General features: G+C 61.0%; 13 protein-coding genes. 1 reads left to right on the top strand and 12 read right to left on the bottom strand.

Going from position 1 to position 14548, the window contains the following annotated elements; genetic code table 11:
* Window positions 1–193: 193 nt before the first annotated feature.
* From DK871_RS17985 to arnC, 12 genes are all read right to left on the bottom strand, one after another.
* Complete coding sequence (locus tag DK871_RS17985) at window positions 194–1345, bottom strand: acyl-CoA dehydrogenase family protein (RefSeq protein ID WP_161906122.1); 1152 nt, start codon at window positions 1343–1345, stop codon at window positions 194–196.
* 3 nt (window positions 1346–1348) lie between these two features.
* On the bottom strand, window positions 1349–2452 hold the full coding sequence (locus DK871_RS17990) for an enoyl-CoA hydratase/isomerase family protein (protein WP_161906123.1): 1104 nt from the start codon (window positions 2450–2452) through the stop codon (window positions 1349–1351).
* A gap of 130 nt (window positions 2453–2582) precedes the next feature.
* Window positions 2583–3293 carry an HPP family protein gene (locus DK871_RS17995; protein WP_161906124.1) on the bottom strand — a complete coding sequence of 237 codons (711 nt, stop codon included), beginning with the start codon at window positions 3291–3293 and terminating at the stop codon, window positions 2583–2585.
* A gap of 165 nt (window positions 3294–3458) precedes the next feature.
* A complete protein-coding gene (locus DK871_RS18000; protein ID WP_256677490.1) occupies window positions 3459–3647 on the bottom strand; it encodes a type VI secretion system contractile sheath small subunit in 189 nt (62 codons plus the stop codon).
* A gap of 321 nt (window positions 3648–3968) precedes the next feature.
* Window positions 3969–5591, bottom strand: coding sequence for a glycosyltransferase family 39 protein (locus DK871_RS18005; protein ID WP_161906128.1), 1623 nt, complete (start codon window positions 5589–5591; stop codon window positions 3969–3971).
* Entirely contained in the window at window positions 5592–6974 is a 1383-nt protein-coding gene (locus tag DK871_RS18010; RefSeq protein ID WP_161906130.1) for a UDP-glucose/GDP-mannose dehydrogenase family protein, read from the bottom strand.
* Window positions 6971–7384, bottom strand: a complete 414-nt coding sequence (gene arnF / locus DK871_RS18015) for a 4-amino-4-deoxy-L-arabinose-phosphoundecaprenol flippase subunit ArnF (protein ID WP_161906132.1) — start codon at window positions 7382–7384, stop codon at window positions 6971–6973. The genes DK871_RS18010 and arnF overlap by 4 nt, the downstream gene beginning before the upstream one ends.
* On the bottom strand, window positions 7381–7728 hold the full coding sequence (gene arnE, locus DK871_RS18020) for a 4-amino-4-deoxy-L-arabinose-phosphoundecaprenol flippase subunit ArnE (protein ID WP_161906134.1): 348 nt from the start codon (window positions 7726–7728) through the stop codon (window positions 7381–7383). Before arnE ends, arnF begins: the two co-directional genes overlap by 4 nt.
* Window positions 7725–9380 carry a lipid IV(A) 4-amino-4-deoxy-L-arabinosyltransferase gene (gene arnT, locus DK871_RS18025; protein WP_161906135.1) on the bottom strand — a complete coding sequence of 552 codons (1656 nt, stop codon included), beginning with the start codon at window positions 9378–9380 and terminating at the stop codon, window positions 7725–7727. The genes arnE and arnT overlap by 4 nt, the downstream gene beginning before the upstream one ends.
* Window positions 9377–10261 carry a 4-deoxy-4-formamido-L-arabinose-phosphoundecaprenol deformylase gene (arnD, locus tag DK871_RS18030; protein WP_161906137.1) on the bottom strand — a complete coding sequence of 295 codons (885 nt, stop codon included), beginning with the start codon at window positions 10259–10261 and terminating at the stop codon, window positions 9377–9379. Before arnD ends, arnT begins: the two co-directional genes overlap by 4 nt.
* A complete protein-coding gene (gene arnA / locus DK871_RS18035; RefSeq protein ID WP_161906139.1) occupies window positions 10261–12252 on the bottom strand; it encodes a bifunctional UDP-4-amino-4-deoxy-L-arabinose formyltransferase/UDP-glucuronic acid oxidase ArnA in 1992 nt (663 codons plus the stop codon). The genes arnD and arnA overlap by 1 nt, the downstream gene beginning before the upstream one ends.
* Window positions 12249–13280: an undecaprenyl-phosphate 4-deoxy-4-formamido-L-arabinose transferase gene (arnC, locus tag DK871_RS18040; protein WP_161906141.1), complete on the bottom strand. Its 1032-nt coding sequence runs from the start codon at window positions 13278–13280 to the stop codon at window positions 12249–12251. The genes arnA and arnC overlap by 4 nt, the downstream gene beginning before the upstream one ends.
* 410 nt (window positions 13281–13690) lie before the next feature.
* Between arnC and DK871_RS18045 the strand changes: the two genes are divergently transcribed.
* A complete protein-coding gene (locus DK871_RS18045) occupies window positions 13691–14503 on the top strand; it encodes a M949_RS01915 family surface polysaccharide biosynthesis protein (protein ID WP_161906143.1) in 813 nt (270 codons plus the stop codon).
* The last annotated feature ends 45 nt before the right edge of the window (window positions 14504–14548 follow it).

Here is a 14548-nt window from a genome sequence, read left to right on the forward strand (position 1 = left end):
ACCCACGAATTCAAGCCTGCGTTCGGCCAGCGTGGTTTAACGGGGCGCTTGAGATCAAGATCACAAGCAGATCAAGAGCAAGAGCAAGAGCGGCTCGCTTCGCATCGTGGTTACCGTTGATCGGTACCCTGATGTACCGAGGTGTCTGCATCGCAGTTCAAGCCAGCTCCCACAGGGTTTTGTGGGGTGTCCGTTAGAGCTGGTAGTTTTTCAACTCCCTGGCAATCACCATCCGTTGAATCTCGCTGGTGCCTTCGTAAATCTGCGTGATCCGTGCATCCCGGTAGTAACGCTCCACCGGGTAGTCCTCCAGGTACCCATAACCACCATGGATCTGCATTGCCTTGGAGCAGACCCGTTCGGCCATTTCCGAGGCGAACAGCTTGGCTTGGGAGGCTTCGGATAAGCAGGGTTTACCGGCGGTGCGCAGGCGTGCGGCGTGGAGGATCAGCAGGCGCGCAGCGTTGAGTTGGGTTTGCATGTCGGCCAGCAGGTTGGCCACGCTCTGGTGTTCGATGATTGCCTTGTCGAACTGCACCCGATCACGGGCGTAGGCCAGCGCGGCTTCAAACGCGGCGCGGGCAATGCCCAGGGCCTGGGCGGCGATGCCGATGCGTCCGCCTTCCAGGTTGGAGAGGGCGATGGCCAGGCCTTTGCCGCGCTCACCCAGCAGGTTGGCTTCGGGAACCTTGCATTGGTTGAGCGTGACGGCGCAGGTGTCTGACGCACGAATGCCCATCTTGTGCTCGGTGCGGTCGACCACGAAACCTGGGGTAGCGGTGGGCACCAGGAACGCCGAAATACCTTTTTTGCCCAGCTCCGGGTCGGTGACGGCGAACACGATGGCCAATTTGGCACGCTTGCCGTTGCTGACAAACTGCTTGGCGCCATTGATGACCCATTGGCCGTCACGCAACTCGGCACGGGTGCGCAGGTTATGGGCTTCGGAACCGGCCTGGGGTTCGGTCAGGCAGAAGCAACCGATGGCCTGGCCACTGGCGAGTTCGGCCAGCCAAGTGTGTTTCTGTTCGGTTGTGCCGTAGTTGAGGATCGGCCCGCAACCCACTGAATTATGGATACTCATCAGCGCACCCGTCGCAGCGTCACCGGCGGAGATTTCCTCCACGGCCAGGGCGTAGGCGACGTAATCGACATAGGTGCCGCCCCATTCTTCCGGTACCACCATGCCCAGCAGGCCCAGCTCGCCCATCTTCGCCACCAGGGCGTCGTCGATCCAGCCGGCTTTCTCCCACGCTTGGGCATGGGGCGCGATTTCGCCACGGGCAAAATCCCGCGCCATGTCGCGGATCATCACTTGTTCTTCAGTGTATTCAAGATCTTGCATGGCTTATTTCCCAATCTGCACGAAGTCGCGGAAGAAGCTCTCGACATGGCTGGCATCCAGCGCATGGAGGGTGGGTGGGTTCCACTTCGGCGTCTTGTCCTTGTCGATGATCAGGGCGCGAACCCCTTCGATCAGGTCGCCGCGTTCGAACCACTGGCGGTCCAGGTGCAGTTCGAGGGCAAAGCACTGTTCCAGTGGCAAATGGCGGCCACGGCGCAGCATCTCCAGGGTCACGGCCATGGCCAGGGGCGAGCGGGTGTGCATGAGGTTGGCGGTGGTCAACGCCCAGTCATGGCTATCGGCCACGGTGACTTGTTGCAGTTGCTCGACGATGCTCGGCACGTCCGGCAACCCGAAGAAATGGTCAATGGCCGGGCGCAAGGCCGCCAACGGGGCGTCGGGCAATTGCTGCACGGCGAGCTTGGCGAGTACGCCTTGCAAGTCCTTGAGCGGCGAGTCGTGCCATTGCAGGCCGTCGAGTTTCTGGTCCAGCTCAACCAGCTTGGCGCTGTCGATGTACCAGTCTGCCAACCCGCAATACAAGGCATCCGCCGCACGGATCTGCATCCCGGTCACCCCGAGGTAGGTGCCCAGTTCGCCAGGAATACGCGAGAGAAAATAGCTGCCGCCCACATCCGGGAAGTACCCGATGGCCACTTCCGGCATTGCCAGGCGGCTGCGTTCGGTGACCACACGTAGGTCGGCGCCTTGCACCAGGCCCATGCCACCGCCGAGGACGAAGCCGTCCATCAACGCCAGTACGGGTTTACGGTAGTGGTGAATGGCCAGGTCGAGGGCATATTCCTCGACGAAGAAATCCTGGTGCAGGGTGTCGCCTTGCTTGAAGCTGTCGTACAGCGAACGGATGTCGCCGCCAGCGCAAAAGGCTTTCTCACCGGCGCCGCGCAGTACCACGGCGTAGACCTCGGGGTCGTCGGCCCAGTCCTGCAAGTGCGCGGCCAACTGGCGGACCATGTCCAGGGTGATGGCGTTCAGGCCGGCGGGACGGTTGAGGGTGAGGTGGCCGATATGGTTGCGCACGTTTGCCAGGACAGCGTCCTGCTGGACCTCGGCTTGGCTTGCTTGGGATGAAACCTGAGCAGTCATCTCTAACTCCCTGCTTTTATTGTCTTTATCAAGATGTTCGCGGGTGAACTCTCTCGTGATCGTACCAGTGCAAATTTGCTCCGTACAACCCGAAATCCTGCAGGTCGTTGTTGCATTTATGCAGTGCCGGTCAAACCACCCGGCTCGCCAGAACCTCGCCGATACTGCGACGCCTGGCATGGCCCTCGGCGGCGTGGATCAGCTGCTCCAGCTCTGTCGGTTCGACGTCGTAGAACTGCTCCATCTCGGCCAGCGCCCGCTTGAGGTCGGCTGCCGTGATGCTCGGCTCGCTGACGGCGGTGGCAGTGCCCAGGATAACCGGGGCAGGCTCGGCAAGCCCCTTGGGATAACGCGTGCGCGTGGCATTGTTATAGGCCAGCGCGCAGGCGAGCAGGGCGCCAGCGCCGAGCATCACCGGCGCCAGTTCGTACCAGCCGAGGGCGACGGATGCCGGATCGGCCAGCACCAGGGTCATGGCCAAGCCGCCGGCCGGCGGGTGCAGGCAGCGTAGCCAGCAGATGAGGATCACCGTCATGCCCGCCGCCAGGCACGCGCTGCCCAAAGTGCGCCCCAGGACGCGGGCGACCAGCAGCGCCACGACGCCTGCACACAGGTAACTGCCGATGATCGACCAGGGTTGGGCCAACGCGCCCGATGACACGGCAAACAACAATACTGCCGAAGCACCAAGGGGCCCGAGCAGGTGCAGGGCCACCTCCATGCCGAATACTTGGGCACAAGCCCAGACACTCAATAGCGTGCCCAGGGCCATGCCGATGGCTGCACGGCTCCATTCGGCGGGACGGGTGTTGATTGCAGCGGGTAACCAGCGAGCGAGCATTGAAAGACGGTCCATAAACGGCGGGCGAAAAAAAAGGCCTGCCTGGTTTCCCGGAACAGCCCTTTGAAGGTTCCAACATTGGGGGAAGGAACCTGCGCAGTGTGCCGCGCTTGATCAGATGGCACCACTGCATATTAATGAGGGTTAAATGCAACATAAATGCAGTTAACCAGCCTCGCCACAGGTTATCTGCCCGGTGGACACGGATGCAGTCGGGTTGATCTTGCCCAGCACGCGACTATGGGTTTCTTCGTTGAACAGGCGCTCTTGCAGGTCTTCGCGCAGCCTGGGATCGTCGGCCAACGGCCCCTTCAACGCCACCAGTGCGTCACGCAACGCCATCAAACGATCCAGCCTGGGTAAAGGTACGGTTAACAGGTCATCTCGCACGGCATTGTCCTCTCAATGAAGTAAGCCATCGCGCGCGGGCAGCCTACAACGTCCTTGTTGTTGTGAAGTGCCCTGACCCAAGCGTTACAGGTTGGTCCTGACGGTCGGGTGGTAGATAGTGAGTGCACGTGGCAGCGAGTCTACAGTTGGGCTCCGAGCACCGGAAGGGAAAGTGCACCAGCCATTACGCAAACAAATGTAGGTATTTTCTTGGTACCTATGATGAAAGTCGCCCACTCGTGGAGGGAGTGGGCGTTCTTTCTTACAGTGCAGCCGGAAAAGCACTCAAGGCGTCGAGGCTTTTTCCAAATGCAGCAACACATAGGGGTTTTTGTCGAACTCTGCGGTAAGCGTCGGCGTGATTGAACGCAGGCGCGGATCCTCCAGCGCTTGGAAGTCGGCCTGGCTCATGACCAACCACGCCGGCGCCTGCACCGGTTTCAAATCGGCGGGCAACTGGGTAAACAGCGGGACCTTGTCGCAATCGAAGTTGACCATGAACTTGATGGCTTTCGCGTCTTTGCCCAGTGCGTGCAATACCAGCGGCGCCGGTTGCTGCTGAACGTGCGCCTTGACGGCGAGGCTGAAGGTGCGGGTGTCGTAAAGCTGACGTTCCAGGGGTTCAACCACCATGATGTAGGTGGTCCAGAGGGCGAGTACGGCGGCCAAGGCGGGGCCGTAGCTGCGCAGCCGCGCTCGGAACAACCCCAGCAGCGCCAACACCTGCAGCATGCCAAGCACGATGAAGATCAGCTCAAGGTCGGCCAGCGGTTGCGGGTAGCGCCGCCGCGCCACCACCAGGCCAATTGCCAACAGCGCCGGCAACAACGTCCAGATGCCCAGCATCAAGGCGCGCAGCCAGGCGAACAGTCGCCCTTGCGTGACCTGGAAGGGATACGCGGCAATGATCGCGGCCATCGGCAACATCGGCAGGATATAACGCGCTTTCTTGGCTTGGGGCACCGACAGGCCCACCATCACCAGCACACCGGCTGCCGCGCAACAGAGCACCAGCTTCAATGCCGGGTCCGGCGCACGTCGACCGCCCATCAGCACCGCCAGCAGCACCAACAACGCGATTGGATAGGCCAAGGCGTAGTTGCCCAGGGAGCTGGTGAAGTAATACAGCACGCCGCCGGAGCCTTCGCTGCCATCCATGCGCCCCATGAACTGCATGCGAATCACGTCATGCATGAAGTCTTCGCCGCCGCTGAGCTTGGCCAGCAGCAGCAGCAGGCCGACGCACGCCGCCAGCAGCGCCAGTGCCAGCAGGCCGAAGCTGAACAACAGGCGCCACTGGCGGTTGATCAGGTAGTAGCTGCACAACACGCCCGTAGGGATCACCAGGCCGATCGGGCCACGGATGGCAAACCCCACCAGCAACAGCAAAAACACCCAATGCAGGCGCTTGGCTGCGGCGAAATGGTCATGGGCATAGCCCAGGTAGAACACCGCCAATGCCACCGCGGCGAGCATCTGATCGAGGGAGACTGCGCGGGTTTCGCTGACGAAGGTACTGCTGAGCAGCAACATCGCAATGCTCAACAGGCCCCAACGCGGCGAGTAGGGCGCAGTGAGGCGATAGACCAGCACCACAATCAGCGCCGACGCGAGCGCCGTGGGCAGCCACGCCGTCAGGCTGGTGACCTGGCCCAAGGACACCGACAGCAGCCACGTCAGCAGGGTCGACGTTGCCAGATAATCGGCATACGGCTGGCCATAGGTCGTGGGGAAGAAACTTGGCCCATGGCGCAGCATTTCCTGGGCAAACAGCACGAAGCGCGAATCAAAGCCGATGGTCGCCTGGTGCCAGTTGCCGACGATGAATAGCAGCAGCGCCAAGAGCCCAAGCCCCAGCGATTGGCGGCGGATCGTTGCGCTTTGCTGAAACGGGACGGCGATGTTCACCTAGCAAGCGTCCTTGACCTGTTCCACCCAGTTTTGCTGGGGGATCGGTAACTCGCAGGAGTCGCCACGGCCGATGGGGAAGTACTTGAAGCCTTTGCGTGTCAGGCGTTCGCCGTCGTACAGGTTACGGCCGTCGAAGATCACCGGGGTTTTCAGGCGGTCATGGATCAGGTCGAAGTCCGGGGCCTTGAATTGCTGCCACTCGGTGCACACGATCAACGCATCGGCGCCGCCCAAGGTGGATTCCGGGGTGCCCATCAGCATCAGCCGGGGGTCGTCGCCGTAGATGCGCTGGGTTTCCTGCATGGCTTCGGGGTCGAAGGCGCGCACATTGGCGCCAGCGGCCCACAGGGCTTCCATCAGCACGCGGCTGGGGGCGTCACGCATGTCATCGGTGTTGGGCTTGAAGGCCAGGCCCCACAAGGCGAAGGTCTTGCCCTTCAGGTCGCCCTTGAAGAAGGCATTGATGCGTTCGAAAAGTTTGCTTTTCTGCCGCTGGTTGATGGCTTCAACGGCCTCCAGCAGGTCGCTGGAACAATTGGCTTGCTTGGCGCTGTGGATCAGCGCGCGCATGTCTTTGGGGAAGCACGAGCCGCCGTAGCCGCAGCCTGGGTAGATAAAGTGGTAGCCAATGCGCGAATCGGCACCAATCCCCAAGCGCACGGCTTCGATGTCGGCGCCCAGGTGTTCGGCCAGCTCGGCGATCTGGTTGATGAAGCTGATCTTGGTGGCCAGCATGCAGTTGGCCGCATACTTGGTCAGTTCGGCGCTACGCAGGTCCATGAAAATGATGCGGTCGTGGTTGCGGTTGAACGGCGCGTACAGGTCGCGCATCACGTCGCGCACTTCTTCACGTTCGCAGCCGATAATGATGCGATCCGGGCGGCGGCAGTCGGCAACGGCGGAGCCTTCCTTGAGGAATTCCGGGTTGGAGACGATATCGAACTCCAGGTGGCGGCCGGCGATATGCAGGCTTTTTTCGATATGGGCACGCAAGGTATCCCCGGTGCCGACCGGCACGGTGGATTTTTCCACCAGAATCACCGGCTCCACGCGGTGACGGGACACGGCGTCACCCACCGACAGCACGTATTTCAGATCGGCCGAGCCGTCTTCATCCGACGGTGTGCCCACGGCAATAAACAGCACTTCACCGTGCTCGACGGCGAGTTTTTCGTCGTGGGTAAAGTGCAGGCGCCCGCTTTCCAGGTTTTCCTTGACCATGGCTGCCAAGCCCGGCTCAAAGATAGTCACGTGACCTTTCTGCAGCGACTCGACCTTGTGCTTGTCAACGTCCATGCAAATGACATCATGACCGACTTCGGCTAATACAGTGGCCTGGACCAGACCAACGTAACCACTACCAAATACACTGATTTTCATGGGGTATTCCTGGGACTTGAGGTGCTAGCACGACGAGAGTTGATAACCAGTACGCCGAGGATGACCAAGGCCACCCCTAGGGTTTTTGAAAGCGAAAAATCTTCGTTGAACGCCGGCAGGCTGGCGGCCAGCAGGTACACCAGCGCGTAGCTGATGCTGAGCAATGAGTAGGCGCGCCCGAGCGGCAAGTGTTTCAGCGCGCCGAGCCAGCAGAGCATTGAGAGTGCATAGGCGATGATCGCCAGGATCACCACGCCCAGGGCGCTGAGGTCGATGCTGCCGGTACTCAAGGCACTGAGCCATTCAGCCGGCAATGGCAGGCGCGTCATGCTCCAGCGCATGCCCAGTTGGGCAGCGCTGACCAGGCCGACACTGCCCAGGGCCAGGGCGAAACCGTGCGTGCGGCTCATACCTGGCGCCCCAACAGCACAACACCGGCAATGACCAGCACCACGCCCAGCCAGTGGCGGCCATCGATGTGTTCGTGGAAGACAAAGCGCGCTACCAACGTGACCAATACAAAGTTCAGGCTGAGCATGGGGTAGGCGACGCCGACTTCCAGGCGCTGCAGGACCAACAGCCACACCAGCAGGCCCAGGCCCAGGCATATCAGCGCCGACCACAACCACGGTGAACGCAATTTCAGCGCCCAACCCTCGGGCAACTGACGCCAGCTTTCCACGGCGAACTTTTGCGAGACCTGGCCCATGCAGGTGAGCAGGCAGGCCGTGAGTAACAGAAGCAGGGTGATCATTGCGCGACCTTGGCGAAGATCAGGATCACGATATTGCCTTGCTCGTAGCGCTTGCCGTCTTTGGGCAGCAGCTCGACTTCGGCCACTTCGTCGTCACCCTTGACTCGCATCACGACACCCACGGCGCCTTGCTTGCGCGCATCAGTCATCCATTGCTGGACCTGGTTAAGGTCAACTTTGCGATGCGCGGTGTCCGGGTAGGCGAGGCCGTACTTCACTTCACCGATCGTGTTGTAAAGCGTGACGTCCGCACGCGCCAACTGCCACGACAAGGCCGATGCAGCGCCCAGGTCATTGCTAAGCAATGCGGTGGTCGAACGCAGTTCCTGCAGGTGATCGATGATGAACTGGTCTGGGGTCTTGTTATAAACCACCGAGTGGGGCAACGCCGCTGGTGCCAAGGCAACCAGCAAGCCGCTGCCGATCAGCGGTGCGGCCCAGAATCGCAACGGGCGCGCCGCTTGCAACAGATTGGCCAGCACCCACCCGAACAGGCAGATGAATACCAACACCAGGCTGAGGGTTTCCTCACCGTGCTCATACACCGGTTTCTTCAACTGGACCCAGGTCAGCGCCACCAGGGCAAGCACGCCGATCACCAGGTTCAACCAGCCGTTGAGGCGCAGCACACGGCCCTGGCCCTGGGCGAGTTTGTCGCTCAGGGTCGAACCCATCAGCAAGGCCAGGGGCAACAGGCACGGCATGATGTAAGAGGGGAGTTTGCCTTTGGCCAGGCTGAAGAACGCCAGCGGCATCAACAGCCACAGTAGCAGGAACGCGGTTCTCGGCAGACGCTTGTCCACCCAGGCCTTTTTCACCGTCGACGGCAGCAGCGCAACCCAGGGCAGCGCGAACGCTACCAGCAACGGCAGGTAATACCAGAAGGGTTCGGCATGCTGCGCGTCTTCACCGGCAAAGCGCTGGATATGCTCATGCCAGAAGAAGAAGTGCCAGTAATCCGGCTCCTGCAGGTGAACAGCCAATGCCCATGGCAGGCTGACAAGGATCGCCATAACGACCGCCACAGGGCCGAATTTGAACAATTCACCCGAGCGCTTTTGCCAGAGGGCGTAGGGCAGGGCGATCAATACCGGTAACAACCACGCCAAAAAACCCTTGGTCATGAAGCCCATGCCGCAGGCAAGGCCCAACAGGGCCCAGGACCAAAGCCGAGCACGGCGTGTAGTGCTGTCGAAGCAGAACCACAAGGCAACGCCTGTCAGGTTGACCCAGAACGTGAATTGAGGGTCCAGGTTGGCGTAGCCGCCCAGCATCGCCACGCTGACGAAACTCATGTACAGCACGCTGCTGACCAGGCTCTTTTGCGGGTCGTTCCACAACCGGCGGGATACCAGATACACCAGCAGAATGCTTAACCCGGTGCTCAACGCCGAGGCAAACCGCACGCCGAACAGGTTCTGGCCGAAGACCGCCTGGCCCAGCGCGATCATCCAGTAGCCCGCGACAGGTTTTTCGAAGTAGCGAATACCCATGAAGTGAGGCGACGCCCACTTGCCGGTCAGCAGCATTTCCTGGCTGATCTGCGCGTAGCGGGTTTCATCGGGAATCCACAGCCCGTGGGTCGCCAGCGGTAACAGGTAAAACACACCGAACGCCAACAGGAGCAGGGGCAACGCCCAGCGGCGGATCATGCCTGCTGCACTCCCAGCCAACCCTCGCGGCCGCTCAAGGCGCCGCGTACCAGCTGTTGCTGGGGCAGGGTGGTCACATCCGCAGGCAACAGGTCGCCCAGGGGTTTGAAATCGATGCCGCGCTGCCCTGCCTGGGCGAGCAACTGGCGAAAATCATTGGCCATCAGAATCCCTTCTACTTCTGCGTGGATCGTATAGACGTTCAGCTTCGACGCGCTGAAGCGGTCGAGAATGAAGCGGTTGAAATCGTTGGCAGCCACCACCGGCCCGACGACTTCGTCGAAGGTCGGCAGGTCTACCGGAATTTGTGGGGTGCCCGCACTGCCATCGGCCAAGGTTGGTCGAAACAGGCTGCTGCCCCGGCAATCGCTGTTGTAGCGAAAGTTGAAGCCTTGCTTGGCTTGCACCACGCGCTCATCGGCACGCCAGCCGGCGGCCGCTGAACAGTCGATGCGCTCGCCGAGGATGTCGCTCAAGGTGTCTACGCCGCGTCGAATCTGCTCGACCAGCTGTGCCTCGCTCCAACGCCCGGTGTTGGCCTGCCAGCCATGGTGGTCCCAGGCGTGCAGGCCGACTTCATGCCCGGCGGCCTTGGCCTGGCGCATCAAATGCCCCAGGTCGCGGCCAATCGGCTTGCCTGGCCAGGCAGTGCCGGCCAGCAAAATATCCCAGCCATACAGGCCGGCAGCGTTGGAACGCAGCATCTTCCACAAAAACTGCGGACGGATCAGGCGCCACAAGTGGCGCCCCATGTTGTCCGGCCCGACACTGAAGAAGAACGTCGCTTTGACCCCGGCTTCGGCCAGGGAGTCGAGCAACCGTGGCACACCTTCACGGGTGCCGCGGTAGGTGTCGACGTCGATGCGAAGACCTGCCTGCATTACTTTTTATCCGCAATTTCAAGCATGGCTTCACGCAGGAAGAAATCCAGGGTGTTGCCGATGGTTTCGCTCATATCTACGCTCGGCTCCCAGTTCAGCAGGCGCTTGGCGTTTTCGATGCTCGGCTTGCGGTGCGCCACGTCCTGGTAGCCCGTGCCGTAGAACGCCTTGCTCTCGACGTCGCGGAAACCGGCGAACGGCGGGAAGTTGTGGCGCAGCGGGTGGGCCTCGAACTGACGCAGCAGCTCTTCGCCCAACTGGCGGATGCTGGCTTCGTTTTCGGGGTTGCCGATGTTGATGATCTGGCCGTCGCACACGCCATTGTCGTTATCAATGATGCGCGCCAGGGCTTCGATGCCGTCGGCAATGTCGGTGAAGCAACGCTTCTGCTCACCACCGTCGAACAGACGGATCGGCGTGCCTTCCACCAGGTTCAGGATCAGTTGGGTAATGGCGCGGGAGCTGCCGATACGTGCCGAGTCCAGGCGGTCCAGGCGCGGGCCCATCCAGTTGAACGGACGGAACAGGGTGAACTTCAGGCCCTTGTCGCCGTAGGCCCAGATCACGCGGTCCAGCAGTTGTTTGGAGACGGAGTAGATCCAGCGCTGCTTGTTGACCGGGCCCACCACCAGGTTGGAGGTGTCTTCGTCGAAGTACTGGTCTTGGCACATGCCATAGACTTCGGAGGTCGACGGGAAAATCACGCGCTTGTTGTACTTGACGCAGTAGCGCACCAGCTTGAGGTTTTCTTCGAAGTCCAGTTCGAACACGCGCAACGGGTTACGGGTGTATTCGATCGGCGTGGCGATGGCCACCAGCGGCAGCACCACGTCGCATTTCTTGATGTGGTATTCGATCCACTCGGTGTGGATGCTGATATCGCCTTCCACATAATGGAAATTGGGGTGGCTGCGCAGGCGCTCGATGGCGTCGGAGCCGATGTCCAGGCCGTAGACTTCGTAGCGGTCGTCACGCAGCAGGCGCTCGGACAGGTGGTTACCGATAAAACCGTTGACGCCCAGAATCAGCACGCGAGTGCGGCGCGGCTTGCGACCCGACTCGGCGCCGCGCAGTACAGAGCCATCCACCAGGCCCAGTTCATCGGCCAGGGACGGGCCCGCCAGGTACAGGCCGTTTTCGTTGCGCTGGCCGAACTTGACCACCAGGGAATCTTCACCACAGGCAATGCGCAGCGGGTTGACGCTAATCACACGGCCAGGCGCCAGACCTTCGTTGCCCTTGACCACGTCGGCTTGCCACACGATCAGCTTGTGCTCGCCCACGGCGCAGAAGGCGCCCGGGTACGGCTGGGTCACGGCACGTACCAGGTTGAACAGTTGCTCGGCGGGCTTTTTCCAGTCCAGCTTGCCATCGACGGCGGTGCGACGACCGAAATAGGTGGCTTTGCTCTCTTCCTGGGCGGTTTCGCTCAGCTTGCCCTGGGCCAACTGTGGCAAGGCATCGCGCAGCAGGGCAGCGGCCGCATCACGCAGCTTGGCGTGCAGGCTCAGGCCGGTATCGCTGCGCTCGATGATGACTTTTTGCTGGGCCAGGATAGCGCCCGCATCGGCACGCTTGACCATGCGATGCAGGGTCACGCCGGTTTCGGTTTCGCCGTTGACCAGCACCCAGTTAGCCGGGGCGCGGCCACGGTATTTAGGCAGCAACGAGCCGTGCAGGTTGAACGCGCCTTTGCGGGCGGTGGCCAACAGCGGTTCGCTCAGCAGGTTGCGGTAGTAGAACGAGAAGATGTATTCCGGGCTCAGCTTGGCAATGCGTTCGATCCACAGCGGGTGGTTGGCGTCTTCCGGAGCATGTACCGGGATGCCGTTGCGTGCGCAGAGTTGGGCGACGGAACCGTAGAAGTTGTTTTCCTTGGGGTCATCGGCATGGGTGAACACGGCGGCAATGTCGTAACCGGCGCTGAGCAGCGCTTCAATGCCTGCGCAGCCAATATCGTGGTAGGCGAATACAACAGCTTTTGAACTCATGACTGGACCTGATCCGAAGAAGTAGACGTATGGGAAGACACCAGGCCGTCAACCACGACGACTGGAGCCGGTGCTGCCGGTTGGTTGCGCAGCACTTTTTCAATAAAGAAGCGTGGGCGGGCGCGTACATCGCTGTACATGCGGCCCAGGTATTCGCCCAGCAGGCCCATGCCGATGAACTGACCACCGGTGAACACGAACAGCACCGCAAACAGCACGAACAGGCCATCACCAGCCCAGTCGGCGCCGAACGCCAGGCGCATGACGATCAGGGCAAAAGCAAACAGCACGCCCAGCGCCGCCAGGCTGAAACCGACGATGGACAGCAGGCGCAAGGGCGTGGTGGTCATGCAGGTCAGCAGGTCGAACATCAGGCTGATCAGGCGCATGGCGCTGTATTTGGATTCGCCATGTTCACGTTCGGCGTGGTGCACCAGGATTTCCGTGGTGTGGCGGGCAAAGCCGTTGGCCAGGATCGGGATGAATGTGCTGCGCTCACGGCAGGCGAGCATGGCGTCGACGATGGTGCGGCGGTAGGCACGCAACATGCAGCCGTAGTCGGTCATGGCCACGCCGGTAGAACGTTGCACGGCGAGGTTGATCAAACGCGACGGCCAGCGGCGGAAGGCCGAGTCCTGGCGGTTATTGCGCACGGTGGCAACCACGTCGTAGCCCAGGGCGGCTTGCTCGACCAGGCGCGGGATTTCTTCCGGCGGGTTCTGCAGGTCGGCATCAAGGGTAATCACCACTTCGCCACGGCACTGTTCGAAGCCGGCCATGATCGCCGCGTGCTGGCCGTAGTTGCGGTTAAGGATCACCGCCACCACGTTGCTGCCGTCTTCGGCGGCGGCGTCTTCGAGCAGTTGGGCCGAATTATCGCGGCTACCGTCATCCACCAGGATGATTTCGTATTCGTAAGCCAATTGCTTGCAGGCGGCCGTGGTGCGACGCAGCAATTCAGGCAGGCTTTCTTGTTCGTTGTAGACCGGGATAACGACCGACACGCAATGAATAGGGTAGGGTTTCAAAGATTCATGACCTCGGGCTAAAGCAATTCTAAGCGTGAAAACATCAGCGTTTATTGGGCGAGACTACAGGCCGCGAGTTACAAAACGGCGCTAAAGATGACGCGTTTTCAATAGGTTAGTCGATAATCCACGGATTGCTCTGAAGTAATGACGACAAGGTTAAGCGCAAAAATGTGCAACGAATATGAAAGCAGGATGAAAAACTCGTTTATTTGCCAGGTAGACAGCTAGGGTTCAGCTAAGTAATCAAGGCGTTACATGTCGATGTCAGGGGGCGATTCGCAACGCTATGCAGGGTGCTTGGTTCAATCTGAGCGACGTGATCAGGCCAATGCGTGCCCTTCAACAATCTTCTCTGCATTGGCGCTCAAGTGCCGGTAAAGTAAGCCCTCTCTTGCCAGGGTACTCGGATGAATAGCGTGCAGCTTTTACGCGGCCAGTTGCGGCCCGCGCTGATGGGATTGTTGATGGCGGTGGCCTGTGTCACCCACGTGCGCGCCGACCAGGGCGTCGCCTTGACGCCACTGGACCAGGTGCCAGAGGGCGTGGAAGTGCGCGGCAAGCAGGTTGCGGCTTACACGTGGGATGACCGCCAAGGCAAAAACCTGTTGGTACTCGCCGAGCAGGTCGGCGAGCGCGATGACGATGGTACCCAATCGGCCTTTGTCTACGCAGCGCAATACGTGCTGGGTGGCGAACGCCCCAAGCGCGTGTGGATGCTGTATGACGATGTGCAGCACTGCGAGTTCGACGCCGGGCTGCGTTTTGACCGGGCTGCCACCAAGGTCACCGACCTGCTGGGCGACGGCAATACCCAGGCTACGGTCGGTTATTCGCGGGCCTGCACCAGTGACGTCAGCCCCAACGAATTCAAGCTGATCATGCATGTCGGCAAGTCCGAGAAGTATCGTCTGCGGGGCCTCGACCGCGTGGGCGCCAGTTGGTGGGATGAGGACGCTGGCGCCTTGCGTGGCATGCCACTGCCCACTGACTGCAGCGTCGCGGCGCAGCAAGCGTTGGTGAGCCAGTACAAGGAGCAGGGCACCGAACTGCCACTGCCAGGCTGCTATGGCGACGAGAAGGACTTTGCCAAGGCGCCGGACAGTTACCTCGCCTTTATGCGCCAGCAGTGGTTCGCGCTGATGCAGCAACAGGACGCCGACTGGAGCCAGTCCCAGGCCCAGCCCCAGGCCGCCACCGAGGACGACGACACCGCCCCGTGATTTTGTGCCAGGGCCGCTCCTGGGTTAGACTCGGCCTTCGCCAAT

It is taken from the genome of Pseudomonas sp. L13 (assembly GCF_009935965.1).
In the GTDB taxonomy this organism is placed as follows: Bacteria; Pseudomonadota; Gammaproteobacteria; order Pseudomonadales; family Pseudomonadaceae; genus Aquipseudomonas; species Aquipseudomonas lactis.

What these genes read in the sequence shown, in the direction of transcription:
- DK871_RS17985 (WP_161906122.1), bottom strand. Translation starts at nt 1,345, where the DNA reads ATGCAAGATCTTGAATACACTGAAGAACAAGTGATGATCCGCGACATG.
- DK871_RS17990 (WP_161906123.1), bottom strand. Translation starts at nt 2,452, where the DNA reads ATGACTGCTCAGGTTTCATCCCAAGCAAGCCAAGCCGAGGTCCAGCAG.
- DK871_RS17995 (WP_161906124.1), bottom strand. Translation starts at nt 3,293, where the DNA reads ATGCTCGCTCGCTGGTTACCCGCTGCAATCAACACCCGTCCCGCCGAA.
- DK871_RS18010 (WP_161906130.1), bottom strand. Translation starts at nt 6,974, where the DNA reads ATGAAAATCAGTGTATTTGGTAGTGGTTACGTTGGTCTGGTCCAGGCC.
- arnF (WP_161906132.1), bottom strand. Translation starts at nt 7,384, where the DNA reads ATGAGCCGCACGCACGGTTTCGCCCTGGCCCTGGGCAGTGTCGGCCTG.
- arnE (WP_161906134.1), bottom strand. Translation starts at nt 7,728, where the DNA reads ATGATCACCCTGCTTCTGTTACTCACGGCCTGCCTGCTCACCTGCATG.
- arnT (WP_161906135.1), bottom strand. Translation starts at nt 9,380, where the DNA reads ATGATCCGCCGCTGGGCGTTGCCCCTGCTCCTGTTGGCGTTCGGTGTG.
- arnD (WP_161906137.1), bottom strand. Translation starts at nt 10,261, where the DNA reads ATGCAGGCAGGTCTTCGCATCGACGTCGACACCTACCGCGGCACCCGT.
- arnA (WP_161906139.1), bottom strand. Translation starts at nt 12,252, where the DNA reads ATGAGTTCAAAAGCTGTTGTATTCGCCTACCACGATATTGGCTGCGCA.
- DK871_RS18045 (WP_161906143.1), top strand. Translation starts at nt 13,691, where the DNA reads ATGAATAGCGTGCAGCTTTTACGCGGCCAGTTGCGGCCCGCGCTGATG.